At 72.6% G+C, this 25,162-nt stretch carries 27 protein-coding genes; 14 read left to right on the top strand and 13 right to left on the bottom strand.

Annotated elements, in window-relative coordinates:
* The first annotated feature begins 28 nt into the window (after window positions 1–28).
* From J2S66_RS12895 to J2S66_RS12885, 3 genes are all read left to right on the top strand, one after another.
* Entirely contained in the window at window positions 29–1,207 is a 1,179-nt protein-coding gene (locus J2S66_RS12895) for a class I SAM-dependent methyltransferase (RefSeq protein WP_310307216.1), read from the top strand.
* A 13-nt stretch (window positions 1,208–1,220) separates the two neighbouring features.
* Window positions 1,221–2,267, top strand: coding sequence for a carboxymuconolactone decarboxylase family protein (locus tag J2S66_RS12890; protein ID WP_310307215.1), 1,047 nt, complete (start codon window positions 1,221–1,223; stop codon window positions 2,265–2,267).
* A 1,695-nt stretch (window positions 2,268–3,962) separates the two neighbouring features.
* Entirely contained in the window at window positions 3,963–4,766 is an 804-nt protein-coding gene (locus J2S66_RS12885) for an AfsR/SARP family transcriptional regulator (protein ID WP_310307214.1), read from the top strand.
* Window positions 4,767–4,858: 92 nt separating this feature from the next.
* Here J2S66_RS12885 and J2S66_RS12880 read toward each other — a convergent pair whose 3' ends face one another.
* Together J2S66_RS12880 and J2S66_RS12875 are read right to left on the bottom strand one after the other, a co-directional pair.
* Window positions 4,859–6,493 carry an FAD-dependent oxidoreductase gene (locus J2S66_RS12880; RefSeq protein WP_310307213.1) on the bottom strand — a complete coding sequence of 545 codons (1,635 nt, stop codon included), beginning with the start codon at window positions 6,491–6,493 and terminating at the stop codon, window positions 4,859–4,861.
* Window positions 6,490–7,059: a DUF5987 family protein gene (locus J2S66_RS12875; protein ID WP_310307212.1), complete on the bottom strand. Its 570-nt coding sequence runs from the start codon at window positions 7,057–7,059 to the stop codon at window positions 6,490–6,492. The genes J2S66_RS12880 and J2S66_RS12875 overlap by 4 nt, the downstream gene beginning before the upstream one ends.
* Before the next feature lie 262 nt (window positions 7,060–7,321).
* Between J2S66_RS12875 and J2S66_RS12870 the strand changes: the two genes are divergently transcribed.
* Complete coding sequence (locus J2S66_RS12870) at window positions 7,322–8,113, top strand: helix-turn-helix domain-containing protein (RefSeq protein ID WP_310307211.1); 792 nt, start codon at window positions 7,322–7,324, stop codon at window positions 8,111–8,113.
* Window positions 8,114–8,267: 154 nt separating this feature from the next.
* On the opposite strand, the gene J2S66_RS12865 is transcribed toward J2S66_RS12870, so the two are convergent.
* Window positions 8,268–9,266, bottom strand: coding sequence for a DUF1702 family protein (locus tag J2S66_RS12865; protein ID WP_310307210.1), 999 nt, complete (start codon window positions 9,264–9,266; stop codon window positions 8,268–8,270).
* Between the two features lie 299 nt (window positions 9,267–9,565).
* On the opposite strand from J2S66_RS12865, the gene J2S66_RS12860 reads away from it, so the two are divergent.
* The 3 genes from J2S66_RS12860 to J2S66_RS12850 all read left to right on the top strand — a co-directional run bounded on the left by J2S66_RS12860 (window position 9,566) and on the right by J2S66_RS12850 (window position 11,188).
* The gene (locus J2S66_RS12860; protein WP_310307208.1) at window positions 9,566–9,721 is read left to right on the top strand and encodes a hypothetical protein; all 156 of its coding nucleotides are present in this window, start codon (window positions 9,566–9,568) and stop codon (window positions 9,719–9,721) included.
* 98 nt (window positions 9,722–9,819) lie between these two features.
* Entirely contained in the window at window positions 9,820–10,293 is a 474-nt protein-coding gene (locus J2S66_RS12855; protein WP_310314773.1) for a flavin reductase family protein, read from the top strand.
* A 103-nt stretch (window positions 10,294–10,396) separates the two neighbouring features.
* Window positions 10,397–11,188 carry a TIGR03084 family metal-binding protein gene (locus J2S66_RS12850; protein WP_310307207.1) on the top strand — a complete coding sequence of 264 codons (792 nt, stop codon included), beginning with the start codon at window positions 10,397–10,399 and terminating at the stop codon, window positions 11,186–11,188.
* A 204-nt stretch (window positions 11,189–11,392) separates the two neighbouring features.
* Here the strand turns inward: J2S66_RS12850 and J2S66_RS12845 are convergent, their stop codons facing one another.
* A complete protein-coding gene (locus J2S66_RS12845; RefSeq protein ID WP_310307206.1) occupies window positions 11,393–12,559 on the bottom strand; it encodes a carotenoid oxygenase family protein in 1,167 nt (388 codons plus the stop codon).
* Window positions 12,560–12,640: 81 nt separating this feature from the next.
* On the opposite strand from J2S66_RS12845, the gene J2S66_RS12840 reads away from it, so the two are divergent.
* Window positions 12,641–13,417 (top strand): TetR/AcrR family transcriptional regulator, encoded by a 777-nt coding sequence (locus J2S66_RS12840; RefSeq protein WP_310307205.1) that lies wholly within the window; start codon window positions 12,641–12,643, stop codon window positions 13,415–13,417.
* A gap of 42 nt (window positions 13,418–13,459) precedes the next feature.
* Here J2S66_RS12840 and J2S66_RS12835 read toward each other — a convergent pair whose 3' ends face one another.
* Window positions 13,460–15,055, bottom strand: a complete 1,596-nt coding sequence (locus tag J2S66_RS12835; protein WP_374726195.1) for an acyl-CoA carboxylase subunit beta — start codon at window positions 15,053–15,055, stop codon at window positions 13,460–13,462.
* An 88-nt stretch (window positions 15,056–15,143) separates the two neighbouring features.
* On the bottom strand, window positions 15,144–15,398 hold the full coding sequence (locus tag J2S66_RS37140) for an NAD-dependent epimerase/dehydratase family protein (RefSeq protein ID WP_374726076.1): 255 nt from the start codon (window positions 15,396–15,398) through the stop codon (window positions 15,144–15,146).
* 210 nt (window positions 15,399–15,608) lie between these two features.
* Between J2S66_RS37140 and J2S66_RS12830 the strand changes: the two genes are divergently transcribed.
* Window positions 15,609–16,679 (top strand): hypothetical protein, encoded by a 1,071-nt coding sequence (locus J2S66_RS12830; RefSeq protein WP_310307204.1) that lies wholly within the window; start codon window positions 15,609–15,611, stop codon window positions 16,677–16,679.
* 17 nt (window positions 16,680–16,696) lie between these two features.
* Window positions 16,697–17,323, top strand: a complete 627-nt coding sequence (locus J2S66_RS12825) for a MerR family transcriptional regulator (RefSeq protein WP_310307202.1) — start codon at window positions 16,697–16,699, stop codon at window positions 17,321–17,323.
* A gap of 24 nt (window positions 17,324–17,347) precedes the next feature.
* Here J2S66_RS12825 and J2S66_RS12820 read toward each other — a convergent pair whose 3' ends face one another.
* Window positions 17,348–18,283 (bottom strand): acyl-CoA desaturase, encoded by a 936-nt coding sequence (locus J2S66_RS12820; protein WP_310307201.1) that lies wholly within the window; start codon window positions 18,281–18,283, stop codon window positions 17,348–17,350.
* Window positions 18,284–18,983: 700 nt separating this feature from the next.
* Here J2S66_RS12820 and J2S66_RS12815 point away from each other — a divergent pair.
* Window positions 18,984–20,087, top strand: a complete 1,104-nt coding sequence (locus J2S66_RS12815) for a pectate lyase family protein (RefSeq protein ID WP_310307200.1) — start codon at window positions 18,984–18,986, stop codon at window positions 20,085–20,087.
* A 36-nt stretch (window positions 20,088–20,123) separates the two neighbouring features.
* On the opposite strand, the gene J2S66_RS12810 is transcribed toward J2S66_RS12815, so the two are convergent.
* Genes J2S66_RS12810 through J2S66_RS12800 form a run of 3 tightly spaced genes read right to left on the bottom strand, consistent with a single transcriptional unit; the run spans window position 20,124 to window position 21,417 of the window.
* A complete protein-coding gene (locus tag J2S66_RS12810; protein WP_310307199.1) occupies window positions 20,124–20,729 on the bottom strand; it encodes an acyl-CoA-like ligand-binding transcription factor in 606 nt (201 codons plus the stop codon).
* Window positions 20,726–21,202: an SRPBCC family protein gene (locus J2S66_RS12805; protein WP_310307198.1), complete on the bottom strand. Its 477-nt coding sequence runs from the start codon at window positions 21,200–21,202 to the stop codon at window positions 20,726–20,728. Before J2S66_RS12805 ends, J2S66_RS12810 begins: the two co-directional genes overlap by 4 nt.
* Window positions 21,199–21,417, bottom strand: a complete 219-nt coding sequence (locus tag J2S66_RS12800) for a hypothetical protein (RefSeq protein ID WP_310307197.1) — start codon at window positions 21,415–21,417, stop codon at window positions 21,199–21,201. The genes J2S66_RS12805 and J2S66_RS12800 overlap by 4 nt, the downstream gene beginning before the upstream one ends.
* Before the next feature lie 290 nt (window positions 21,418–21,707).
* On the opposite strand from J2S66_RS12800, the gene J2S66_RS12795 reads away from it, so the two are divergent.
* Genes J2S66_RS12795 through J2S66_RS12785 form a run of 3 tightly spaced genes read left to right on the top strand, consistent with a single transcriptional unit; the run spans window position 21,708 to window position 22,730 of the window.
* Window positions 21,708–22,082 (top strand): ATP-binding protein, encoded by a 375-nt coding sequence (locus tag J2S66_RS12795; protein WP_310307196.1) that lies wholly within the window; start codon window positions 21,708–21,710, stop codon window positions 22,080–22,082.
* 4 nt (window positions 22,083–22,086) lie between these two features.
* A complete protein-coding gene (locus J2S66_RS12790) occupies window positions 22,087–22,545 on the top strand; it encodes an SPW repeat domain-containing protein (protein ID WP_310307195.1) in 459 nt (152 codons plus the stop codon).
* Entirely contained in the window at window positions 22,542–22,730 is a 189-nt protein-coding gene (locus tag J2S66_RS12785; protein WP_310307194.1) for a hypothetical protein, read from the top strand. The genes J2S66_RS12790 and J2S66_RS12785 overlap by 4 nt, the downstream gene beginning before the upstream one ends.
* Before the next feature lie 52 nt (window positions 22,731–22,782).
* Here the strand turns inward: J2S66_RS12785 and J2S66_RS12780 are convergent, their stop codons facing one another.
* From J2S66_RS12780 to J2S66_RS12770, 3 genes are read right to left on the bottom strand one after another with little or no spacing between them, the layout of a single operon-like run.
* Window positions 22,783–23,010: a hypothetical protein gene (locus J2S66_RS12780; RefSeq protein ID WP_310307192.1), complete on the bottom strand. Its 228-nt coding sequence runs from the start codon at window positions 23,008–23,010 to the stop codon at window positions 22,783–22,785.
* Complete coding sequence (locus J2S66_RS12775) at window positions 23,007–24,368, bottom strand: sensor histidine kinase (protein ID WP_310307191.1); 1,362 nt, start codon at window positions 24,366–24,368, stop codon at window positions 23,007–23,009. The genes J2S66_RS12780 and J2S66_RS12775 overlap by 4 nt, the downstream gene beginning before the upstream one ends.
* On the bottom strand, window positions 24,368–25,039 hold the full coding sequence (locus J2S66_RS12770; RefSeq protein ID WP_310307189.1) for a winged helix-turn-helix domain-containing protein: 672 nt from the start codon (window positions 25,037–25,039) through the stop codon (window positions 24,368–24,370). The genes J2S66_RS12775 and J2S66_RS12770 overlap by 1 nt, the downstream gene beginning before the upstream one ends.
* Window positions 25,040–25,162 lie beyond the last annotated feature (123 nt).

The following is a 25,162-nucleotide window of genomic DNA, read 5'->3' as shown; positions in this document are numbered from 1 at the left end:
CCGACCTCCCGGAAAGTCGGTGAACACCATGACCAACCCCGAGCACCCGAAGGCTGCGGAGTTCGCGAAGCTCCGCGCCGCCATCGCCGACGAGCGGGTCCGCGGCCTCTTCTCGTTCCGCTTCCTCGCGGCGAACGAGACGTTCTCGCGCCTCGTCGACGCGACCGCGCACCGCATCCTGGGTTCGATCGACGCACTGCCCACGGCGTCCGGGATCACGGTCCAGCAGGCGAAGAAGGAGCTGTCGATCCCCTGGCGCAGGACCGTCCCGCTGGCGTTCCTGTACGAGAAGCTCACGTTCGCGGGCGTGTTCGAGCGCGAGGACGGGCGCTACTACCGCGGCGGGACGGCGGCGCCCGACTTCGACACGGTCGCGGCCGAGTTGGCCGAGCGCGAGCCGGGGGCCGCCGTGGCCGTGGAGATCCTGCGGACGCTGGTCGACGAGGCGAAGCGCTTCTTCGCCGGTGAGGCGTCGGGCGACGAGATCCTCTTCGCGCCCGACAAGCTCCCGCTGTGGCTGAAGTACTTCTCCAACGACAACCTCCTCTACGCCATCAACAACGCGGTCGGCACCGAGGCGCTGTCGCGGCTCGTGCCGCCGGGCGGCGGCCCGTTCGAGGTCCTGGAGATCGGCGGCGGCTGCGGCAGCGCGGCCGAGCACGTGCTCCGGACCCTCGGTCCGGCGATCACGCGCTACCGCTTCACCGAGGTGGCGGAGACGTTCGCCCGGCACGGCGACCGGGCGGCGAAGGCCGCGGCGTCCCCGTCCACGGTCGTGGAGCCGGCGCGGGTCGACATGACGCTGCCGTGGGAGCCGCAGGGGGTCGAGCCGGGCACGTTCGACGTGGTCTACGCGGTCAACTGCTTCCACGTGGCGCACGACATGGACTTCGTCGTCCGCGAGGCGGCGAAGGCGCTCAAGCCCGGCGGCACGGTCGTGGTGTCCGAGTGCGTCCGCCCGACGAAGTTCTCGCGGCCCATCCACGCCGAGGTCATCTTCGACTTCCTGGACAGCTTCACCGACGTCGCCACCGACCCGGTGCGCCGGCCGACGCACGGCTTCCTGACGCCCGCCGCCTGGCGGGCCACCTTCGAGGCCGCCGGGCTCGGCGACGTGCGGGTCCTCCCGGACGTCGACGCGATCGCCGAGCAGTACCCGGACTTCGTCGTCGGCGCCGTGCTGGCCCGCGCGACCCCTTCGGCCTGAGTGAGGAGTGGTCATGGTTGCCGTGCTGGTCCGCTTCGCGGTGCGCCGGTCGCTGAACGACACCCGCCACGTGCGCGTGGTCAAGCGCCGGCACGCCACGGGGCTGGTGGCGCAGGTGTACCGGCAGGTGGAGCGCGACTTCAAGATGCTCGCGCCGCCGGTCGCGCTGCACTCGGCGTCCCCCGGGACGCTGGCCGCGTCGTGGATGGTCCTGCGGGAGACGCTGCTGGCGGAAGGCGTCGCCGAGCGGGCGGACAAGGAGGCGGTGGCCACCGGGGTGTCGCTCGCCAACGCCTGCCCGTACTGCGCGGACGTGCACGGCATGACGCTGGACGCCCTGCCGGCCGCCGGCGCGGGCCGGGACGTGGTGACCGAGTGGGCGCGCGCGTCGGCGTCCGCGGGGGCCGGGGTCGCGGCGCCGTTCCCGCCGGAGCAGGCGGCCGAGCTGATCGGCGTCGCGGTCGCCTTCCACTACTACAACCGCGTGGTGAACGTCTTCCTCGGCGACTCGCCCCTCCCGTCGCACGTGCCGGAGTCCGCCAGGCCGAAGGCCAGGAAGGTGCTCGGCGGGGTGATGCGGCCCGGTGCGCACGGGCCGGTCGCGGGCGAGTCGCTGGACCTGCTCCCGGCGGTGCCGCTGCCGGACGACCTCGACTGGGCCCGGTCGAACCCGGTGGTCGCCGAGGCGTTCGCCCGCGCCTACGCCGAGGTCGACGCGGCGGGCGTCCGGTCGGTGCCGGAGAGCGTGCGCGCGCTCGTCGGGGCGCGCCTGTCGACCTGGGACGGGGGAGGGCCGGGCATCAGCCGGTCGTGGTCGGACGAGCTGACCGCCACGCTCCCGCTGGCGGACCGTGCGGCGGGCAAGCTGGCGCTGCTCGTCGCGCTGGCCTCCTACCAGGTCGACGACGCGGTCGTCGAGGAGTTCCGGCGCACCGCGCCCGGCGACGACACGCTCGTCGAGCTGACCGCGTGGGCGAGCATGGCGGCGGCGCGGCGGGTCAGCACGTGGCTCGCCGGGGGCAGGTCCGACGTGGTGGACAGCTCGTCGCCCGGGACGTGACCCCGAGACCCACCGGACCGCCGCGGGGCGTTCACGCGTCGCTCACCGGACAATTCGGGGAAGGCCCGGAGGACATCCTCCGGGCCTTCCCCGAATGGGAACGGCGCGCTCGCGGAATCCGGTCGGTGTGGACCGGGACGTCGCGGACGGCGGTGGGTCCGCGGGACCGGCACGCCGCGAGCAGGTCCTCCCGTCCGCGGGCCGTCGGGGTGGGCCGGCTCCTGTCCCACAACGGCGCCGTCGATCGGCGGTGCGCCAGTTCGCAGTGGGTGTGGGCCCGGGTCCACGTCGTCCGTGTCCGCCGACGCCGCGGTGAAGCCGCTGTTCGGCGGTCCGGTCGTGCGGAGGGGTGCCTGTGGGGCGGTGGCCGCTCGCCGTCCGATCCGACCGGAGCGCGCCGTCGCCACCGGACGAGGGGCGCCTGGCGCGGGGTCCCGAAGTCCCGCGACGCGCTCCTCTCCGAGGCGATAGGAGGACCGGTGGGGAAAGTCGTGGAGAACGCCGTCGAGGAACGGCGGTGTTCGCCGAATTCCACTTCCGGCGGATTATCCGGACCACCGCCGTTCCACCCGGGGCATTTCCCGCCGGTCATCCGCGTCGAGGAGGCGGAGCGCCTTCCCGCGCCCGTGCCGTCGAACGTCGTGGAGATCGGCGACGGAGTCGGTCGTGCCGGTGCGGGCACCTCCGGTTCGCGATTCCGCCGCAACGGGGTGCGTCGCCGACCGCGTGCCGCCGGCCCGGTGGCAGCCCCGACCGGACCTCCGGTCGCGAACCGCTCGCGGCGTCGTGCGGCAGTCGGGGAACAGCCCGGAGATCCCGCCCGACCAGCCGGAAGTGGTGCGGACCGGCCGGTTCGGCGCCGGATGCGGGAGCGGTGCGGGGCGTCCCGCGACGCCGGGGCGTCGGCCGGATCGACGCCTCGGATACCGACGTTTCCCGGCTCGTACGCCGGTGGAGGGGGCTCTTGACCGATCAGGAACTAGAGGGGTTGTCACATTCAACTCCGCCCAGGTCGCGACTCCCGTCCCGATCGCGCCGATCACCGCTGGTGAACGGTGGCGGCGACGGTTCGGCGCCGCCGCGATCCCGATCTTCCGAGTCCGGCACCGGCCAAGATCGAACAGCGGTGCGCGGGTCGGATTCCATCCCAATTGGCCGAATGGACTTCGTCGAGGACGGAACTGTGCAACCATGTCCGGACAAAATGCATAGGCGATCTATTGCGCTTCCTATCGCCGCTCGATAGCGGACCGAAGGAAAGTCAGTAGCGGCTTCCGGAAGATGGGTGACCGTCGGGAGTCGGCTGACGGAGGCGAGCGCCATGATCGAGACGGACCTGCGACCCGGCCGGCGCACCACCGCGTGCCGAGGGGCGCACCGCCGAGGCAGGTCCACCGCGAAGTCGGCCACCAGTGGCCGCCGGTCGGGCCGGGGCGAGCCCGAGCCGCACGTCCTGGTCCTCGCGCGTGGCCCGTCGCGCAGGCTGTCCACCGGTTCCCTCCCGTCGTCGCGAGGGCCCCGGCGCGTCCTCATCGGTGGACGTGACGCCCGGTTCGGCCCGGGCGAACGGCCGTCTCCCGCGCGTTCCGCGGAGACCCGACCCTCCGGTGGACGCCCGTCCACCGGATTCGGAAAGTAGGTCCGTGGTCATCGGCTCAGTGTGAATCAAAAGAATAAATTCTGGGGAGAATGCACATGCGAATCGAAATCGTCGTGCTCGGCCCTCTTGCAGTCGATCTTGGCGGTGTCTCGATCGTGCCGACCGCGAGCAAACCGAGCCAGCTCCTGGCGGTCCTGGCGCTCAACGCCGGCCGGGTGGTGACGGCGGACGCCCTGGTCAAGGAGATCTGGGTCAACAACCCGCCCCGCACCGCGGTGTCCACCCTGCGCACCTACGTCCTGAAGCTGCGGCGGAACCTGGACACGGCGCTCGCCCGCCACGGCGGCCTGACGTCCAAGGACATCCTGATCACGCGGCGGACCGGTTACCTGCTGAACGTGGAGCCGAGCGCCGTGGACGCGTTCCGCTACGAGGAGCTCTCGGCCGCCGGGCGTCAGGCGGTCAACGAGGGCGACCACGAACGCGCGTCCCGCACGCTGGCCGAGGCGTTGCGCCTGTGGCGCGGCCCCGCGCTCGCCGACGTGCCGCTCGGGCCGCAGTTGGCGATCGAGGCGATGCGCCTCGACGAGAACCGGCTCGGCGACCTGTACCTGCGCATCGAGGCCGACCTCGCGCTCGGTCGCCACCACCAGCTGCTCGGCGAGCTCGCGACGTTGTGCGCGCGGTACCCGATGCAGGAGAACTTCCACGTGCAGCACATGATCGCGCTGTACCGCAGCGGCAGGCAGAGCCAGGCGCTGGCGGTCTACCGCAGGCTGCGCGACGAGATGGTGGAGCAGTCGGGCGTCGAACCGTCGCCCTGGGTGCGCCAGTTGCACCACGCCATCCTCACGGGTCAGGCCTCGGTCGAGGACAGGACCGTGATGTTCAAGGCCTGACCCGCCGGACCGGGCCCGCGGGTGGTGCTCGTCGCGACCGCGACGAGCACCACCCGCGGTCCGGCCGACGAGGTCGGCTCAACCGGTCCGGGTCACGCGGCCGAGCCGGTCACCGGGCGGCTCGCCGCCGCGTTGGGCAGCGGGGCGCCATAGGTCACGTCGACGCCGCGGCTCCGCGCCGCCTCGATGATGCCGGGCACGGCGCGCTCCGCGAGCGCGGCGATCGTGAGCGCGGGGTTCACGGTCAGCGCGGTCGGCACGGAGGAGCCGTCGGTGACGAAGATGCCGGGGTGGCCGCGCAACTCGTGGCGGTCGTCGAGCGCCGAGGTCGCGGGATCGTCCCCGATCCGACAGGAGGACAACGGATGCACCGTGTACGCACCCACCAGGTCGTTCGTCCACGGGGCGACGGTGGCGAGGCCGTCCTTCTCCAGGATCTCCTTCGCCGCCGCGTCGGCCTCCGCCCAGCCCCGCAGCGTGTTCGGCGTCGGGTCGTAGCGCAGCGGCCCCTTGCCGAGCATCTGCTGGGAGATGCGGTAGGCGTTGCCGGTGGGGGGCGGCGGGCCGAACACGCCCTCGTTGTCGTCCTCGGTCATGAGGAAGATGGTCAGCCACGACTTCCAGCGCTTGAGCATCTCCTTCTTCTCCTTGCCGAACCAGGTGGCGCCGCTCTTGCCGGGCACCTGGGCGAGGATCGTGCCGAGACCCGGCGGGAAGTAGAGCTGCTCCATGGAGAAGCGGGAGTATTCGGGCTTGCTGCCGTCCACGTTGTCCCAGCACGCGACGACGGGACCCTTGCCGATCTGGTTGGCCTCGTACACCGCCCCGTTCGGCCTGCGCAGGCCGAGCACCTCGCCGACGCGCTCCTCGTTGATGATCGCGGTGTTGAGGCGCTCGCCGTTGCCGGAGAAGTAGCGGCCGACGCCGTGCGGCATCGCGCCGAGCTCCTCCTCGGAGCGCTGGAGGATCACCGGGGTGGCGCCCGCGCCCGCCGCGAGGATGACGATCTTCGCGTCGATCACGCCGCTGCCGGTGGCGACCCGGTAGTCGACCTCGTCGATGTTGTTGTAGTGGACGCGGTAGCCGCCGTCCTCGTTGCGCGAGATCTTCTGGACCTCGTGCAGCGGTCGGATCTCCGTGCCGTGCGAGAGCGCCGCGGGCAGGTAGTTGAACAGCATCGACCGCTTGGCGTCGAACCGGCAGCCGGCCATCATCCAGTTGCAGTTGGTGCACTTGGCGGTGTCGATGCCCACCGGCACCGGGTTCGCGGTGTGACCCGAGTGGTTGCACGCCGCCGCCCACAGCCCGCCCGCGTAGCTGATGTCGTTCCAGCTCTGCTGGCTCACCGGCAGCACCTCGGACACCCGGTCGTACCAGGGCTCCAGGGTGTCGCGGGTGATCGCCGCGGGCCAGACGCGGCGGCCGATCGAGCCCTGCCGCTCGAAGACGTACCGGGGGGCGCGCGGCAGCGCGGCGAAGTAGACGACGCTGCCGCCGCCGACGCAGTTCCCGCCGAGGACGCTCATCCCGTCCCCGGCCACGAAGTCGAAGACCCGCGTGTAGGACTTGCCGAGGAGGTAGTCGTGGTCGAAGTCCTTGCCCTCCAACCACGGTCCGCGTTCCAGCACGACGACCTTCGCGCCTCCCGCCGCGAGGTGGTAGGCCGTGATCGACCCGCCGAAGCCGCTGCCGACGATCAGGACGTCGGTACTCTCCACCGCACTCATGCCGGGCTCCCGGATTCCGTCGTTTCAGGGTGCCGCTTGGCCAGTTCCCGGCCATAGCTGAAGTCGGGGAATCGCCACAGCCCATCGCTGTCCGGCTTGGCGAAACCCATCTGGAGCAGGCCGGGGTGGCCGTTGGCGATCGCCTCGCCCGTGCTCAGGTGCGCGGCGCTGTCGAAGGCCATGTTGCTGAACATCGCGAGCAGCACCCAGCCGCTCTGCTCCGGGTGGCCCGGCGACGTCAGCCGCTCGACCAGCGCCACGCGGTTCTCGTAGTCCAGCGCGACGAAGGGAGGCACGTCCTCGTCGAGGGACAGCCCGTGCTCGCCGGCGTACGCGACCGCGTGCGCGTTGAGCGCCTGGGACAGGGGACCGAGTCCGGCGGCGACCCCCGTCGCCGGGTCGTTGAGCAGTTCGAGCGCACCGGCCTCCACGGCGCCGGGATCGTCGCAGACACCGGCGATCGCACGGTCGTCCGGGCTGCGCTTGACGCCCGGGAGAATTGTGTCGGCAAAAGCTTCCAAGGTGCTCTTCTGGACCTGGTCGTCCGATTCTGCGACTGCTCCCACGGGTCCTCCTGTCTGGGTCGCGAGCCGATTTTTCAATCCTGCTTGCCGTTTGTCAACCATGCATCTCTCCCCGTGCGACCTCGGCGTGTGGTGCTGCTCACCTGGGGTAACGCTGTTTGTTGAGCCGTTGTGGATCGCCGCTGAAGCATGGGTGGTCCCGCTGTCGAGTCGATGCGGAAGGTGGTTGCGCACAAATTCGCGCCAACTTACGGTCGATCGGGCCGAGCGGTTGGGTCAATCTCTCGAGTGATCGGGCGGAATTATGGACGGTTCTATTGTGGAGTCGGTCGAACGAGTAATTCGCGCTATGCGGAACAATTTGGGGGAATCGATCACGATCGACGACATGGCGCGTACCGCCATGTTCAGCAAGTTCCACTTCTCACGGATGTTCCTGCGGGTGACCGGGATTTCACCGCGGCGCTTCCTGTCCGCGCTGCGCCTCCAGGAGGCCAAGCGGCTGCTGCTGACGAGTTCGCTGACGGTGGCCGACATCAGCCACGTGGTCGGCTACAACAGCATCGGCACCTTCAGCTCCCGGTTCCGCCTGAGCGTCGGCGTCTCGCCGACGACCTACCGGAAGAACTGCGGGTACGTCGCCCCGCTGGAGGACCACCCGCGCACCGACTGGCAGGGCTTCGGCCGGTACCCGGTGCTGCGCGGGACCCTGCACCACCCGCCGGAGTTCCTGCCCAGCCGGGTCGTGATGGGGTTGTTCCCCGACCGGATCGCCCAGGGCCTCCCGGTCCGGCACGCGACGCTCGACGGCGCGGGCGAGTTCGCCATCGCCGACGTGCCGGACGGCACGTGGTACCTCATCGCGCGCGCCGTGGGCGCCGGGATCGGCATCGACGCCGACCACGACGCGTACGTCTCCGTGTCGGGTCCGATCAAGGTCACCGAGGGCAGGCCGGTGCGCTCCCTCGACGTGTGGCTGCGGCGGAAGTCGATCTTCGACCCGCCCGCGTTGCTGGCGCAGCTCGACGAGGCGATGGTGGCCATCAGCACGGTGGCCTACCGCGCGATCGCGGAAACCACCCCGACGGTGGCCTGAAAGATCACTGGGGAGAAGGCTCCGCCCAGCACGTCGCCGGGCGGGGCTTCGCTCTTTTCGGGGGAGCACAGGACTTCGGGACCGCGGGACTCCGGAGCCGCGGGACTCCGGAGCCGCGGGACCGCGGGAACTCGGGGCGGGGTGCGGCCCGCGCTCACGCGGCTTTCGACGCGGAGCGCCGGAAGTGCTCCCTGATCCGCTCGCGCCACAGCTCGTAGGCCGGGCTGTCGCCGGGGCCCACGTCCCCGGGCTCGACCGCGACCGTGGCGGCGAGCATGACCGCCTCCTCGACCGAGCCGCCGGTGAGCGCCTCCACCGCGAGTGCGCTGTGCTCCGGCACGTAGCCCGCCGCGGTGCGCGCGGTGCCGGCGAACACCGCGCCCAGCGCGACCTCGTCGGCGTGCTCGCCCGCCAGCTCGACCAGCCTGGTGAGCCCCTCGGCCGGGCAACCGCCCGCGAACGTGGCGGCGAGGCCGACCCCGCTCCACAGGTCGGCGCGACGTGCCTCCGGGAACGCGGCGACCGCGGCGGCGACCTCCTCGGGCCGCGCGCCCTGGATGAACCACAGCGCACGCCCGACCCCCTGGTCGGCGGCGCGCGGGAAGTAGTCCGCGCGACCGGTCCACGGGTAGGGCTTGAACGGCCGTTGCCCGTCGACCACCCGCGCGGTGTGGAAGTAGGCCTTGTCGAACCCGTAGCCGTCGACGGCCAGCCAGCTCATCGTCGGGAAGAACGGCACACCTTCGAGGTCCGGCATGATGTTGCGCCACAACGGCCTCGGCAGCCGCGCCATCGCGAAGCCGATGCCGATGTAGGTGAGGAAGAGGTGCTGGAGACCAGGTCCCTCCAGCAGTTCCTTGGTCCGGGTGCCCTTCCCGCCCGCCATCGCGTCGCGCACCGCGTACGCCATCGCCGCGCCCTCGTAGGCGAACCCGCGCAGCTCGGGCGACACCGTCGCGAGGCGCCGCTCGACGTCCCAGAGCGTGCGCTGTTCGATGCCCCACTCGAAACCGCAGATCACCGACTGCGGGATCGACTCCAGGTGCTCGGCCGCCGGGGTGCCGGCGGCCGGGAAACCGCGTTCGGCGAACGTCACCGAACGCAGTTCCGGGGTCAGCGCGAACCTGCGCAGCCCTCCCAGGATCGGCGGCATGTCGGTCCTCCAAGCTTTCCTCGGGTGCGTCCGGCACCTCGGCCTCGGTCGCACCGCCTGCTCTTCCCGCTGTGCTTCTCCCGGCAGCGTAAGGCCGTGCGCGGTCACCGGGGATATCCCGGAATGCGCCGACGGCGGCTCGTCAGCCGGGCGTCACCGGCTCCGCCCTGCCGCACAGGGGGAGTAGCACCGCCGTCGAACCCTGTTGCACGCTGAGGTTCGTCAGTCGGGCGGTGTCGAACACCGGGACTGCACCCGCACTTCCTGCCTGATGTCCTTGCGGCAGGGGGCTTTCGGAGATGCTGGTGGAGCCCGCCTCCGACTGCGTGCGGATCGTCGACCGGCGGGAGGGCCTGGTGGCCAGGGGCAAGAAGCGGATCGCGTGCACGCGCAGGACCGAAGACCACGCGGTGCCACCGGGCACCCTCGCCGCAGGTTCGCGGGGGTCCTGGTGAGCGCCGGGCAGCACGAGGCGCACCAGGGCGGCGACCCGGTGACGGTCCTGCGCACCGCCGCGGACAAGGAAGCGGCCAAGCGCGAGCTGCGCGACGTGATGGCGCGGTTCACCACGGGCATCACCGTGCTCACCGCACGCGGCGCGCAGGCGCACGGCATGACGGCGAACGCGTTCACGTCCGTCTCGCTCGACCCGCCGATGGTGCTGTGCTGCGTGGCCAGGACCGCGCGCATGCACCAGACGATCCTCGACGCGCGCGGGTTCGGCGTCTCGGTGCTCGGCGGTGAGCAGGAGGGGCTGGCGCGGTACTTCGCGAGCCGAGGCCGCCCGGAGGGCATGGCGCAGTTCGACCAGGTCGACTGGTTCCCGGGGCGCCACACCGGCGTGCCGCTGCTCACCGGCTCCCTCGCGTGGCTGGAGTGCGACCTCCAGGAGGTCTACGAGGGCGGCGACCACTCGATCTTCCTCGGTCTGGTGAGGGAAGCCAGCTGCGGGACGGGCGAGGCGCTGCTGTTCCTCGGCGGCCGGATGCACCGGTACGACCCACCGCCCGCGGCCAGGTCGGCCTGACCGGCTCCGGCCGCACACCGGACGGCATGTACCGAGAAGACAGCGCGACCCGTCCCGGTCATCCTCGGGATGGACGCAAGCGACGGGCGAGAGGACGAGGCGTGTGACTCAGCGAGACGTGATCTCCGACCTGACCGCCGAAGCCGAGGAGTTCGAGGAACTCATCACCGGCATCGACGAGGCGGCGTGGCAGCGCGAGACCCCGGCCCCCGGGTGGACGGTGGCGGACCAGGTCGCGCACCTGGCGTTCATCTTCCGCCTCGCCGGGACCGCCGCCTCCGACGCCGAGCTCTTCGGCGCCATGGCGGCGAAGGCCGCGAGCGACTTCGACGGCGCGGTCAACGCCGCGCTCGCCGAGTACGCCGGCTACGCGCCCGAGGCGCTGCGGGCGCGCTGGCGCAGCGAGACCGACACGGCGATCAAGGCGCTGGCCGCGGTCCCCGCCGACCAGGTGGTGCCCTGGCTGGTCCGGCCGCTCCCGCCGGCGGTGCTCGCTTCCGCGGGCATGATGGAGATGTTCGCCCACGGCCAGGACGTCGCCGACGCGCTCGGCGTCACCCGCGAGCGGACCGACCGGCTGTGGTGGCTCGCCCTCTTCGTCACCCTCACCTGGGACTTCGGCTACCAGGCCCGCGGCCTGACCCCGCCGTCCGCGCCGTTCCGGTTCGAGCTCACCGCCCCGTCGGGGGCCACGTGGGAGTTCGGGCCGGTCGAGGCCGAGCAGAAGATCACCGGTCCCGCCGAGGACCTGTGCCTGCTCGCCACGCGCCGCCGCCACCGCGACGACCTCGCGCTCACGGCGACCGGGTCGGACGCCGACGCCTGGCTGGACATCGCGCAGGCCTACCGCGGTCCCGCCGGTGAGGGCAGGCGTCCGGGCCAGTTCAAGGCCTGACGGGCGCTCCCGCACGCGGTCCACCCCGGAGGCCGCGACTTCCCCCTCCGGGGGCGCACCACTGCCACACGACGACCGAGGTCGCCGTCCCCGACTCGCCTCGACGCGTCGGGCACGGCGACCTCGGTCGTCGTGCACCGGGTGGCGCGCGGTTCCCGGCGGGCAGCCGGGCCGCCCCGCGCCGGGGCGGTCCACCGGTCGTGCCTACCAGGGGCTCCGCGCCTCGTCGGACCGCCAGGTGGTCCTGTCCACCGCGGGGAACGCCCCGGGCAGCCGGATCGACGCGCACGGGCCGGCCGCCAGGTCGTGCGCGTCGAACACCAGCAGGGCGCTGCTCCGCCGACCGGGGTCCTCCGCGACCACCAGGAGCCGGTCACCGGTCCTGCCCGCGACGAAGACCGGTCGCCCCCCGCGCCGACCGGCGCCGAGGTCGTGGACCTGCGAGGTGGACGTCCGCAGGTCGTGCCGGAACACGGTGTGGCCGCTGGTCCCGTGGACGTACCGGTGCGCACGGCCGCAGGCGGCCGGGTCGATGCCCGCCGTGTCGACCGCCTCGACCAGTCGGCGTTCGGTCACCGCGCCCGTGGCCAGGTCGAGGGTCCAGCGCCCCAGGTGGGGGCGCGGAGCCGGTCCGCCGTCGAACGCGCCGTCGTGGCGGACGGCGTCCACGACGACCTTCCCGTCCTCCTCGAAGGCGTTCACCGCCTGGGAGGTGAAGCCGGGCGCGACCGGGAACCACCGCGGTTCGGCGTGCCCGGCGTTCCTGGGCAGCAGGCCGATGCGGGCGGGCTTGTCCGCGCGCCACGAGTAGGGCGGGCGCAGCCCCACCAGCTCGGCGGCGCGGTCGTGGACCACCGACAGGTCGAAGACCACGAGGTGATCGCGGGTCAGGGCGAGGGTCGTCACCAGCGTCGGCGCGCCGAGGGAGAACGACCGGGCGGGGCTCACGGCGCCCGACCGGCCCATGACGAGGTGCTCGGCCACCGCCGAGCCCGCGGTCGTGGCGATGGTGTGCCACTGGCAGGTCGCCGGGTCCTGCACCGGCTGGGCGAGCAGCCTGGTCCCCGATGCGCCGGGACGGGCCCACGGGGCCGGTGCGGGCACCGCGCCGGCGGAGGGGCACGTCCCGGGGGCCTGCGCCCGGTACCACCGCGCAGCCCCGTCGCCGATCCGCACGCCGGTGATCACCTCGGCCCCGCCGAACGCCGCCCCCGCGCCGCGCGAGGGGTGCGGGCGGGACTGCAGGAAGCAGCCCCGGAGGTCGCCGGGCAGGTGTCCCTCGACGGGTAGTGCGTCGGCGGACGCCGGCCGGCCGATCGCGGTGGACGCGAGCGATGTGAGCGGCGTGAGTTCCCTGGTCCTGGTCAACACGGTGGTACCTCCGGCCGGTACTGGACCGAGAAAGCATAACGGTATTATGGATAAAATAGCGCTGTGATGTAACCTTGTCAAGTGAGCCCACGCCGTTCGGACCCGAGAGCACGCACCGCGCTCGTCGACATCGCCGCTCGACTGCTGGCGGCCGAAGGCCCCCAAGCGCTGTCGACCAGGCGGATCGCCGCCGACGCGGGGAGTTCGACGATGGCGGTCTACACCCACTTCGGCGGGATGTCCGGACTCGTGCGCGAGATGGTGCACGAGGGCTTCGCCCGGCTCCAGCGCTACCTGACCGCGGTCCGGGAGACCTCCGACCCGGTGGCGGACATGGCGCTGCTCGGCCGGGCGTACCGGATCAACGCGCTGGAGAACTCCCACCTGTACGGGGTGATGTTCGGCGGCGCGTCGCTCGCGGGCTTCTCCCTGACGGAGGAGGACCGCCAGTACGGCCGGTACACGCTGTCGAACGTCGTCGCCTGCGCGGCCAGGTGCGTCGGCGCCGGGCGGTTCGGCACCGCCGACCCCGAACTGGTGGCCCACCAGATGTGGATCGCCACGCACGGCCTGGTCACGCTCGAACTCGGCGGCTACCTCACCACGACCCACGACGGCCCGAGCCTGTTCGAGTCGCAGCTCGTCGCGCTGATGGTCGGCGTGGGCGACACCCCGGCGGCGGCCACGAGGTCCGTGCGGTCGTCGAAGCGGCGCATCGCGAAGGAACTCGGCGGCCTGGCCGAGGCCGGAGCCCCCGGTGCCCCGGCGGAAACCGGCTCGGGAGCGGCGGAGGGCACGACGGCCAGCCGGGCGCGGGGGGTCACGGCGCCGGCGGGACTTCCCGGCACACCGCCGTGACCGCTCCCGGGCGCGCCGGGGTGGTGACCGTCCCCCGATCGGCTACAGCGGCACGTTGCCGTGCTTGCGCGCGGGCGCCGTCCGCCGCTTCGTCGCCATCATGCGCAGCCCGCGGGCGACGGCGGCCCTGGTCTCGACGGGGTCGATCACGTCGTCGACCAGTCCGCGTTCCGCGGCGTAGCGGGGGTGCATGAGCTGCTCGGTGTACTCGGCGATGAGCTCGGCCCTCAGGGCGACCGGGTCCGCCGCGGCGGCCAGCTCCCTGCGGAACAGGACGTTCACCGCGCCCTCCGCGCCCATGACCGCGATTTCGTTGGTGGGCCAGGCCAGGGAGAGGTCGGTCCCGATGGAGCGCGAGTCCATCACGATGTAGGCCCCGCCGTAGGCCTTGCGGATGATCACCTGGATGCGCGGCACGGTCGCCTCGCAGTACGCGTAGAGCAGCTTCGCCCCGTGCCGGATCGCGCCGCCGTGCTCCTGCTCGCTGCCCGGCAGGAACCCCGGTACGTCGACCAGGGTCACGAGCGGGATGCCGAACGCGTCGCAGAACCGCACGAAGCGGGCGGCCTTCTGCGCCGCCGCGGAGTCCAGCACGCCCGCGAAGGCCATCGGCTGGTTGCCGACCACGCCGACCACCTGACCGTCGATCCTGGCCAACCCGCAGACGATGTTGCGCGCCCAGTTCTCGTGCACTTCGAGGAACTCCTCGTCGTCGACGAGCTCGGCGACGACCGCGCGCATGTCGTAGGGCTTGTTCGGCTCGGGGGGCACGATCTCGGCCAGCCTGGGCCGCACGTCGGAGGTCGCGCCCACGGGCTCGCCCTCCGGCGGTCCGTCCATGTTGTTGCCGGGCAGCAGGGAGACGAGGAAGCGCACGTCCTCCAGGCACGACTCCTCGTCGTCGTGGACGAACGTCGCCACCCCCGACAGGCTGCCGTGGACCTCGGCGCCACCGAGCTCCTCGTGCGTCACCCGCTCGCCGCTGACCGCCTCCACCACGTCCGGACCGGTCAGGTACATCTTGGCCGTGTCGCGCACCATGAACGTGAAGTCGGTGAGCGCGGGGGAGTACGCCGCCCCGCCCGCGCACGGGCCGATCACGACGCTGATCTGGGGCACTATCCCCGACGCCGCCACGTTGCGCCGGAAGATCCCGCCGTAGGCGTCGAGGGCCATGACGCCCTCCTGGATCCGGGCGCCACCGCTGTCGTTGAGCCCGATGATCGGGCACCCCGTCGCGATCGCCAGGTCCATCACCTTGTGGATCTTCGACGCGTGCGCCGCGCCGAGGGAGCCGCCGAAGACCGAGAAGTCCTGCGAGTAGACGAAGACCCGACGGCCGTGGATCGTGCCGGAGCCCGCCACGACGCCGTCGGAGTACGGCCGGTTCTCGGAGATCTTCATGCCCCTGGCCTGGTGCTGCCGGTACAAGTCGATCTCGACGAAGGAGTCCTCGTCCAGCAGCATGTCCAGCCGCTCGCGCGCGGTCCTCTTGCCGAGCGCGTGCTGCCGCTCGATCCCGGCGGCGTCCCCGGCGAGCACCCGCTCCCGCAGCTCGGTGAGCCGTTCCCGGATCGACGCCATGGTCCGGGGGGCGGGCGCCCTCGGGACGGGCGTCCCGGGGACCGCCGAGGGCAGCGGGCGTCGCGGCACCGGCTCGGGCACGAAGTCGAGCGACTCCACCTCGTCCGAGGTGTTCCGCCGCCAGATCCCGACATCCGACACGTCAGTCATCCGAGTCTCCCAGGAGGTGCGCCACGTGGTGACCCGCCGCGGACCGGTGTCGTCCCCCGTCGGGTGCGGCGTAGAGTCCGGTGTGGACGGCTGCGGTGTCGCGGACGTGCCGCGCACCGGGCGTCCGGGCCACGTCCGCGGCCGACGTGTTCCCGGCGAGGACGCGGACCCGGTGTCCCGCGGCCGCGAGGGCCGCGGTGGAGGTGGAACCGGTGAACCCGGTCCCACCGGTCACGCTCACCAGCATCCGACCACATCCCCGATCGCCTGGGTCTCCTCCGCGGACGTCATTCCGACCCAGCCTGCACCGACCCCCTCCCGGTGTCTTCTCCGAGAGCGCCGTGTCCACGACCGGCAGTTCCGCGACCGGTTGTTCCGGGCAGCGCGGCGGTCGGGACCGGAGCGCACGCCGGGAGACGTGCCGCGTGATCGCCCTCGCGCATCATGTGGAGGACGCGTGATCCACCTCCTGCCGCGGGTGGGCGCGGTCGTCGACGCACACGGGTTCCGGGACCGGCCGGGTCGGACGAAGGGGGTCGCCATGCGCGGGAGGAGCACCACGAGCACCGTGGGCACGTCCGGCGGGTCGGGGGCGCCCCTGGCCACGTCCGCGTTCGTCAACGGCCACTTCCCCCGGCGTCGCGGTCTGGTCGTCGCGCTGAGCGCCCTCGCCGGGTTCCTGCTCACGGTGGTGTGGTCCGCCGAGTTCGTCGACCAGACGATCGGCGACAACGTCGCCGACACCCTGCTCGGGCACGACGCCAAGGAGACCCCGATCGTCGGCGCGTGGGCGGGGATCGTCTTCGCGTTCGTCTCGGGTGTCGCCGGGACGTTCACCGCCTGCAACATCGCCGCCTTCGGTTCCGTGGCGCCCATGCTCGGGGAGTCGACGAGTGGCGCCGACCGGGTCAAGCGCGTGCTGAAGCCGTTGCTGTGGCTCTCGGTCGGCATGCTCGCGGTCTCGGTGGTCTACGGCGCGCTGGTGGGCCTGGTCGGGACCGGGATGCCGCAGTTCTCCACGACGCCGAACGAGCCGGGGCGGCTGTCGGCGCGGAGCGTGCAGTCGATGGTCGTGTTCGGCGTGATCGGGCTGGCCATGTGCTACATCGGCCTGGCCGCACTGGGGTTCGTCCGCGACCCGTTCGCCCGCCTCGCCCGCCGGTTCCCCAACGCCCCGATGGTGGTCATGGGCGTGCTGATCGGGGCGTTCCTCATCGGACGGCCGTTCGCGCTGTTCCGGCAGATGTTCCGGGACGCCGCGGAGAGCGGGAACCCGCTGTACGGGGCCGTGGCGTTCAGCCTGCAGTCGATCGGCAACATCGTGATCCTCGCGGTGCTGTTCGTGGTCATGGCGCTGTTCCTCGGCGGCCGGTTGCAGCGCTGGTTGACCGAGAAGCCCTCGCGCACGGCCGCGTTGACCGCCGCCGCGCTGATCACCGTGGGCGTCTTCACCTTCCTGTACTGGGACGTGCGGCTGCTCGCCCGCCGCGAACTGATCCCGTGGTACCCCACCGCGCCCTGGGCGTGATCCGGAGGGGACGGGTCGTGCGGATAAGCGAACTCAGCAGGCGCAGCGAGGTCGGCATCTCGACGATCAAGTTCTACCTGCGCTCCGGCCTGCTGCACGCGGGGGAGCGCACCGGGCCCAACCAGACGAGGTACGACGAGAGCCACGTCCGCAGGCTCCGGGTGATCCGGGCCCTGATCGACGTGGGCGGCCTGTCCCTGGCCTCGGTCGCCGAGCTCACGGGCGACCCGGACGGGCGGGGTCCGCGTCCGCCCAGGGTGCCGGGCGCGGACTCCTGGCGCTCGTGCGCCGCGGGCGTGGTCGGGGACGAGGAGAGCCGGGCGCGGTGGCGTCGCAGGCTCGTCACGGCCTTCGAGGCGCGCGGCCGGCGGGTCGACGCGGTGCACGCCGACGTGGACGACCTGGTGTCCGTCCTGGTGGCCATGGAGGTGGCCGGGCTGCCCCCGGACGACGAGGTCCTCGCCGCCTACCTCCGGGCCGGCGGGATCGTCGCCGAGGCCGAAGCGGGCCAGATCGCCAAGGCGGGGGCGACGGCCGAGTGCGCGGAACGGGCCGCGGTGTCGATCGCGCTCGGCGCGGCGGCCCTCGTCGCGGCCCGCCGGCTGGCGCACGACGCGATCCGGCTGGACCGCGACCCGTCCTGACCCGCTGTCACCCCCGCCGGGCCGTCATCGCGCGTCGACGCGCAACGCGGCCAGCCGCTGCGGGCGCGCCCACCGGACCTGCCAGGCCCAGCCGAGCTTCTCGAAGATCCGGATGACCCGCGCGGAGACGTCGACCTGCCCGCGGTCCACGCCGTGGCGGGCGCACGTCGGGTCGGCGTGGTGGGAGTTGTGCCAGGACTCGCCCATGGACAGGATCGCCAGCGGCCAGAAGTTGGCCGAGCGGTCCCGCGACGCGAAGGGCCGGTCGCCGATCATGTGGCAGATCGAGTTCACCGACCACGTGACGTGGTGCTGGAAGGAGATCCTGGCCAGGCCGGCCCACAGGAACGCGGTCAGCGCGCCCCACCACGACATCGTGATCAGACCGCCGAGGAGCGCGGGCGCCGCCACGCTGAGCGCAACCCACAGCGGGAAGAGCCGGTCGACCGCGCGGATGTCGTCGTCGGCTTCGAGGTCCGGCGCGAACCGGTCGACGTTGGTGGTGTCCCGGCCGAACAACCAGCCCATGTGCGCGTGCCAGAACCCCCGTGCCAGGGCCGCCGGCGAGGTGCCGAACAACCAGGGCGAGTGCGGGTCGCCCTCGCGGTCGGAGAACGCGTGGTGGCGGCGGTGGTCGGCCACCCAGCCGATCACCGGTCCCTGCGCCGCCAGTCCGCCGGCGATGGCCAGCGCCACGCGGAGCCCGCGCTTGGCCTTGAACGCGCCGTGCGTGAAGTACCGGTGGTAGCCGACCGTGACACCCAGCGTCGAGACCGTGTAGAAGACCGCCGCGAGCGCCAGGTCCACCCAGCTCAGCCCCCACCCCCAGGTGAGCGGCACGACGGCGACCAGCGCGATGAAGGGGATCACCAGGAAAAGCCGGATGACCAGGAGTTCGGTCCGGGTGCGCGGTTCGTCCAGGATCGGTTTCGGTGCGAGGGGTAACGGTGTGGTGGTCATAGGCACTGCCTCACTCGGCGAGGTGCGACGCGGACCGCGCGCGTGCGGATTCGTGTCGCAATGAATGGGTTGCGGCTGGTCAGTCGCGGATCGCGAGCCTTCCGCGGGTCCGCCGTGAATTTCACCGGATGTGATCAGTCTACACCTCGGTGCATTTTTCGGCAGTGCGGGAATGTCGATCCGTCTCGGAACAGGGGGATTCCCCTGTTGTTTTCACGGAAGTCGACCACTCGGCCGAAGGGGGTGTCCGCCGGCCGAGGGCGTCCCCCGGCGGTCGGAACGGGCGGCGTCCGGGGTCGCCTGCGACGCCGTGCGGGAGCAGCGGCCGTCGGCGGTGACTGCGTGCGCCTCGGGTTCGGGACCGTCCCTCCGGGGTGCGGCGGCGCCGTCCTCGACGACTGGTCCGCCCGCGGCCCCCAGGGCGCCGAGAGGTCTTTGTGCGCATTCACGTATCAGAACCCGGTGTTCACGTACGTGACCCCGGATAATGGGCCGCCCAGGGAAGTCGTGCACATTCGTGAATGTGGATCGCGACGGATTGACACGGTCAAGACCGGCCCCTAGCTTGGGGCACGCGCTTTCCGGTCTGCGCCCGCGCTGATCCTCCGAATCGACGGAGGCGTGATCAGGTAGCGGCCGACCCGCCCGGTACCGGTGAATGCGACAGCACCGCTCGACCTTCGACGACGCAGGAGACGAAATGAAACGAGCAGTCGCACGGCGGATTCCGGCGGTCGTGGCCGCGGTGGCCCTCGCGACCTCGGCCGGTGCGGCCCTGGCGGTGTCGCCGGCGTCGGCGGCGGCCGGCGCCGCGACCGGCTACGCGTCCCAGAACGGCGGGACCACCGGCGGTCAGGGCGGGGTCACGGTCCGGGCCACCACCGGAACCCAGATCCACCAGGCCCTGTGCGGCCGGGCCGCCAAGGACACCCCGATCACCATCGAGGTCGAGGGGACCATCAACCACGGCAACACCACCAAGGTCTCCGGCGACAGCTGCGAGACCGCCGCCGGTGTGATCGAGCTGAAGCGGATCGGCAACGTCACGATCATCGGGGTCGGCGGCGGAGCCGTCTTCGACCAGCTGGGCATCCACATCCGCGAGTCCCGCAACATCATCATCCGGAACGTGACCATCCGGAACGTCAAGAAGTCGGGTTCCCCCACGTCCAACGGCGGAGACGCCATCGGGATGGAGAAGAACGTCCGCAACGTCTGGGTCGACCACGTCGACCTGCTGGCGTCGGGCGGGGAGTCGGAGGGCTACGACGGCCTGTTCGACATGAAGGACAACACCCAGTACGTGACGCTGTCCTACAGCACCCTGCGCAACTCCGGCCGCGGAGGGCTGGTCGGGTCCAGCGAGAGCGACCGCTCGAACGGGTTCATCACGTACCACCACAACCTGTACCGGGACATCGACTCCCGCACGCCCCTGCTGCGCGGCGGCACGGCGCACATGTACAACAACCACTACGCGGGCCTCAGGGAGTCCGGGATCAACTCCCGGGCCGGGGCGAAGGCCAAGGTGGACAACAACTACTTCGAGGACTCGCACGACGCCCTCGGCACCTTCTACACCGACGAGGCCGGGTACTGGCAGGTCAGCGGCAACACCTTCGACAACGTGACCTGGTCCAGCCCCGACGAGGAGACCAACCCCGCCGGCCCCGATCCCAGGTCCACCACCACGGTCTCCATCCCCTACGGCCACGCGCTCGACCAGACCGCCTGCGTGCCGGGCATCGTGAGCCGGACGGCGGGGGCGAACACGGGGATGAAGGAGTCGGACGGCAGGTGCTAGGGGCGCGTCGCGGACGTGGGCGGTGCCCCGGTGCGCTCAGCGCGTCGGGGCACCGCCCGCCAGCGCGGCGAACGCCCGGTCGACCAGCACCCTCAGGTCCTCGACGCCGTCGCCGTCCACCCAGGCGGTCAGGGCCGTGATCAGGGCCGCGGTGGCGGCCGCGGCGATCACGCGCAGTCGCAGGTCGACCGGCCGGTCCTCGCGGTCGGCCAGCGCCCGGGCCAGCAGTGACTGCGTGGTGTCGGTGTTGCGCCACTGCCGCGCCCGCAGGGCCGGGGTGGTGACCACCAGCCGGGTCCGGGTGTAGACCGCGTCACGGTCGGCGGCGAGCACCGCGTCCAGGCCCGCGCGCAGCGCGCCGTGCAGCGCGGTCATCGGGTCCTCGCCGGCGGGCCGCCCGCGCACCAGCTCGGCGATCAGCGGGTCGTAGTCGTCGTCCTCGACCACCGCCTCCTTCGTGGGGAAGTAGCGGAAGAACGTCATGTGGGACACGCCCGCCGCCGCGGCGATCTCCTCGACCGTGGTGTCGTCGTAGCCCTTGGTCAGGAACAGGCGCAGGGCGTGCTCCTGGATCGCGCGGCGGGTGCGCGCCTTGCGCTGCTCGCGCAAACCCCCGGCGGGCCGGGTCTGGTCCGTGGTCACCGGTCAAGCATGACCTCCAGGGGGCGGCGCGGCGCGTCCGGACCGGCCCCGCGGTGCGCCGCGCGCCCGCCGTCCCCCCGTGGCCCGGCGTGGACACCGGCCACGAGCGCCAACTCGTCCAGCGCCCGGACGAGCCAGTCGTCGAGCCTCGACGGGGGCAACCCGGCCGAGCCGGTCAGGCGCACGGTGACGGCACTGCGACCCGGCGCGACGCGCAGCACGCGCACCGTGCCGGTGTAGGTGGGGGAGTGCGGGTCGCCCCAGGTGATGCCCAGGCTGTCCCAGTCGACCGCGATCCGCCTCTCGACGACCTCACCGCCCACCCACAGCCGGACCAGGTGGGCGCCGTAGCAGTCGACCTCCACCCCCGCGGGCAGCCAGGACGACAGGTCCTCCAGGTCGGTGATCACCTCGAACACCGCCTCCGCGTCGACGGGCATGGACCTCGTGCGCTCGGCGGGCGGCACGGTCACGTCCGCGCCGAGACCATGGCGTCGAGCCGGTGGTGGGCCAAGCGGTGCAGCAACTCGGCCAGCGCCCCGGGCTGGATCTGCCCCTGGAGGTCGTGGCGCGCCTCCAACACGGTGCAGGCCACCACCCCCTTGGGCACCCGTCCGCGGAACTCGGCGGTGAGCCGGGTCAGCGCCTCCCGGCAGCAGGGTTCCCGTCGGTATCCGTCCACGGTCATGACGCCTCCCGATTTGTCCGGATTCGCCGTCCATTATCCGGGTAGTCGCGGTGCCTCGACCTGACGACTACCTGACGATCAACCACGTCGCGCCCACGGGCGGGCACGCACACCGCCGTCCTGTTCGGACGGTGCGGCTCGCCGCCGACGAGCCGGTGCCCGACTGCCCGATCGCAAGGATTTCGTCAGGTGCACGCGGGAGCGGGCGCGGGAAGCTGGGGGGTGTGTTCCCAGCAGAACCCCCACCGCGCACCCGCGCCCCGCACGCTCGACGTCACGGCGGGCGCCCGGTGACGGCCGGTCACGACACCGCGGTCCTGGTGGTCGAGGACGCGGACGCGATGCCGCCGGCCGAGGTCGCCAGGTGGCTGCGTGAACGCCTGGACGGGTGGTCGGAGCAGGACGTCCGCCTCGTCGAGGTCGTGGCCGGTGAGCTGTTCGACAACGCCCGGCGGCACGGCACCCCGCCGTACGCGCTCGAACTCCTGCTGAACCGGCGGGGGCAGAGCCTGGTCGTCAGCGCGCGCGACCGCACCGTCGGCAGGCTCCGACCGTGGCGGCCGGCGGCCGGGCTGCTCCTGGTCGGTGCGCTGTCCGCGCGGTGGGGCGTCACGTCCCGGGCCGGCACCACCACGGTGTGGGCCGAACTCCTCTTCGAGGACTGACGACGTGCCGGAAGTGCTCCTCCCCGCCGCCGCGCACCGGGCCTCGGCGCGGTGCGCGGTGCTGCACTCGCTGCTGCTCGTGGTGGGTCTGTGGCTGATCGCCTCCCCGTTCGCACTGGGTGCCGCGGTGACCGGGACCGGGATCGCCGGCGGCGTGCGCGAAGTGCTCACCGGTTCGGTCGTGGTCGTCGTGTCGCTGGTGGGCGCGATGGCGCCCCTCGACGCGCCGTGGACGGGTCCGCTGCTGTGCGTGCTGGGCCTGTGCCTCGCCGGCGTCTCCGCGCAGGTCGGCGACGGGCACCCCGGTGGCCGGCCGGCCACGGCGGTCAACGGGTTCGCGGTCGGCTGCGTCGTCGCCGTGCTCGCCGCCCTGGCCGCCGTCCTGCTCCTGCGGGGGCGTCCCGCGGCGGCGCGCCCCGCCTCACCGCCGTTCCCGGCCGGGAAGTCGACCACCTCGCCGTGACCGCCATCCCCGTCGGGCACGGCGCTGCCGCCCTGCTGCTGATCTGCGACGACTGCGGTCGCGGGTACGGCGGCGACAATGGGCCCGAGGAGTGGGTCGTGCTGTGGCACAGGGCCGTCGCGGACGGGTGGACGGGCCGGGACCGGCCGATCGGACCACACCGCTGCCACTCGTGCGCGGCGTGAACCCACCCCGCCCCGGTGCGCGAGCCGGGACCGCGACACCCCGGTGACCCGGTCACCGCGCCGACGTGGCGGGAACCGTGGTGGCACTCGGGGACGTGGTGGTCGTCGCCGTGGCGGAGGTGGGGGCCGGGCGTTGGGTCACGGTCGGTGTGGCGGCGGGGACCGTCGTGGTGGTCAGCGGCCGGGGTTCGCGCTGGGGGGTGACACCGCAGGCCGCGGTGAGCAGGGCGCCGGCGGTGAGCAGGGCGGCGATGGCGAGCGGGGCGGGGGTGGTCCTCACTGGTCGGCCTCCGGGAGCTCGACGACGAAGCGGGCGCCGCCGCCGGGTCGGTCCTCGACCCAGACCGCGCCGCCGTGGTGGTGGACGTGCTGGGCGACCAGGGCGAGGCCGAGGCCGCTGCCGGTGTCGGCGCCGCGGCTGCCGGCCCGGGTGCCCCGGTCGAAGCGGTCGAAGATGCGGTCGCGGACCTCGGGCGGCACACCCGGGCCGGCGTCGTCGACCTCCAGCCTGGCGCGGCCGTCCCGTTCGAGGACCGCGACGCGCACCGGTCCGCCGGCGTGGCGCTCGGCGTTGTCGAGCAGGTTGTCGACCACGCGGTCGAGGCGGCGGCGGTCGCCGAGGACCCGGGGGCCGGGCGGTTTGGACCGGACGGGGACCTCGGTGCACGTCCGGGCGTCGAGGACGTTGTCCACCAGCGAGGCGAGGTCGATGGTCTCCAGGTCGGTGTCCTCGGCCCGCTGGTCGGCGCGGGAGATCTCCAGCAGGTCGACCACCATGTGCGCGAACCGGTCGACCTCGGAGGTGAGCAGGTCCAGGGCGCGGCCGGCCGTGCCGGGCACCTCGGCGCGGCGGCGGCGCAGCACCTCGGCGGCGTTGACCATCGTGGTCAGCGGGGAGCGCAGCTCGTGGCTGACGTCACCGGCGAACCGGGCGTCGCGCAGCACCCGCTGCTCCAGCGCGTCGGCGGTGGAGTTGAAGGTCGTCGCCAGGTGGGCCAGGTCGGGGTCGGCCTGCTGCGGCAGTCGGGCCTTGAGGTCGCCGCCGGCGACGCGGGACGCGGCCCTGGTCAGCTCCGTCAGCGGGCGCAGGGCGCGCCGGCCCGCCCAGGAGCCCAGTGCGACGCCGAGCAGCCCGCCGGCCACGGCGCCGGTGATCAGCAGGATGCCGAGGAAGCGGAACGTGCGGTCCAGCTCCACCAGCGGGGCCAGTTCGACGTAGGCGCCATCGGTGGAGTCGATCGGGAGGCTGACCGCCAGGACGGGGATGCCGTCGACTACGAGCCGCTGGGAGGCGGGCGTGTCGCGTCGCCCGAGGTCGACCAGCTCGTCCGGCAGGACCCGCGGGTCGATCTGCCGCCCGCTGGTGAGCACCTGGCCGGGCCGGTAGAGCAGGACGGTGGAGTCGGGTCCGGTGGTCAACCCGGTCAGCAGGTCCTCCAGGCCGTCGGAGCCCGTGCGCAGCGCCTCGTCGACCAGGCGGACGTTGACCTCGGCCTGCCGGGTGGCGCTCTGCTCGCGCTGGCGCTGCATGTAGCCCGACGTCAGGTTCCACACCATGACGGCGAGCGCGCTGGTCAACAGCAGCGAGCCGATGCCGAGGACCAGGGCGACGCGCCAGCGCAGCGACAACCGGCGCATCAGCCGTCCAGCCGGTAGCCCGTGCCGCGCACGGTGGTGATCAGCGTCGGGTCGTCGGGGTCCGGCTCGACCTTGCGGCGCAGGCGGCGGATGTGGACGTCGAGCAACCGCGTGTCGCCGAAGTAGTCGTAACCCCACACGCGTTGCAGCAGCTGTTCGCGGCTGACCACCCGGCCGTCGGCCGAGGCCAGCTCCACCAGCAGGCGGAACTCCGTCCTGGTGAGGTGCACCTCCGCGCCGGCGCGCGTCACCGTGCCCGCTTCGGGGTGCACCTCCAGGTCCCCGACCCTGATCAGCTCGTCCTGGCGGCCGGTGCGACGCAGCAGCGCCCTGATCCGCGCGGCCAGGACGGACGCCACCAGCGGTTTGGTGACGTAGTCGTCGGCGCCCGCTTCGAGGCCCGCGATGACGTCGCCCGCGTCGGTCCGGGCGGTGACGATGATGATGGGCAGGTCACCCTGGGCGCGTATGGTGCGGCAGACCTCCAGGCCGTCCACACCGGGCAGCATCAGGTCCAGCAGCACCACGTCGAACACCGCGGTCCCCAGCAGCGCGAGGGCGTCCTCGCCGGACACGGCGTCGGTGACCGTGAAGCCCTCGTCGTCGAGCGCGAGGCCCAGTGCCTGCCTGATGTGCTCGTCGTCCTCGACCAGCAGCACGGAGAGGGTCATACCCCGATCTTCCGGGTGGAACGGCGGTGCCGCCGCACGATGGCCGGTCCCACCGCCGAACGCAAGCCGATCGCAAGGTCGCCCGCCCGGTGCACCCGTGTTTGGGGCCCGGGCGCGCGGGTA

Origin of the sequence: Saccharothrix longispora (assembly GCF_031455225.1) — a bacterium.
Lineage (GTDB): Bacteria > Actinomycetota > Actinomycetes > Mycobacteriales > Pseudonocardiaceae > Actinosynnema > Actinosynnema longispora.
Note: the sequence above shows the minus strand (reverse complement) of the source record. Positions and strands in the feature narration are given on the sequence as shown.

What these genes read in the sequence shown, in the direction of transcription:
- J2S66_RS12890 (WP_310307215.1), top strand. Translation starts at nt 1,221, where the DNA reads ATGGTTGCCGTGCTGGTCCGCTTCGCGGTGCGCCGGTCGCTGAACGAC.
- J2S66_RS12860 (WP_310307208.1), top strand. Translation starts at nt 9,566, where the DNA reads ATGCTGGTGGAGCCCGCCTCCGACTGCGTGCGGATCGTCGACCGGCGG.
- J2S66_RS12800 (WP_310307197.1), bottom strand. Translation starts at nt 21,417, where the DNA reads ATGACCGTGGACGGATACCGACGGGAACCCTGCTGCCGGGAGGCGCTG.
- J2S66_RS12885 (WP_310307214.1), top strand. Translation starts at nt 3,963, where the DNA reads ATGCGAATCGAAATCGTCGTGCTCGGCCCTCTTGCAGTCGATCTTGGC.
- J2S66_RS12865 (WP_310307210.1), bottom strand. Translation starts at nt 9,266, where the DNA reads ATGCCGCCGATCCTGGGAGGGCTGCGCAGGTTCGCGCTGACCCCGGAA.
- J2S66_RS12815 (WP_310307200.1), top strand. Translation starts at nt 18,984, where the DNA reads ATGAAACGAGCAGTCGCACGGCGGATTCCGGCGGTCGTGGCCGCGGTG.
- J2S66_RS12855 (WP_310314773.1), top strand. Translation starts at nt 9,820, where the DNA reads ATGGCGCGGTTCACCACGGGCATCACCGTGCTCACCGCACGCGGCGCG.
- J2S66_RS12820 (WP_310307201.1), bottom strand. Translation starts at nt 18,283, where the DNA reads ATGACCACCACACCGTTACCCCTCGCACCGAAACCGATCCTGGACGAA.
- J2S66_RS12880 (WP_310307213.1), bottom strand. Translation starts at nt 6,493, where the DNA reads ATGAGTGCGGTGGAGAGTACCGACGTCCTGATCGTCGGCAGCGGCTTC.
- J2S66_RS12775 (WP_310307191.1), bottom strand. Translation starts at nt 24,368, where the DNA reads ATGCGCCGGTTGTCGCTGCGCTGGCGCGTCGCCCTGGTCCTCGGCATC.
- J2S66_RS12870 (WP_310307211.1), top strand. Translation starts at nt 7,322, where the DNA reads ATGGACGGTTCTATTGTGGAGTCGGTCGAACGAGTAATTCGCGCTATG.
- J2S66_RS12770 (WP_310307189.1), bottom strand. Translation starts at nt 25,039, where the DNA reads ATGACCCTCTCCGTGCTGCTGGTCGAGGACGACGAGCACATCAGGCAG.
- J2S66_RS12895 (WP_310307216.1), top strand. Translation starts at nt 29, where the DNA reads ATGACCAACCCCGAGCACCCGAAGGCTGCGGAGTTCGCGAAGCTCCGC.
- J2S66_RS37140 (WP_374726076.1), bottom strand. Translation starts at nt 15,398, where the DNA reads ATGCTGGTGAGCGTGACCGGTGGGACCGGGTTCACCGGTTCCACCTCC.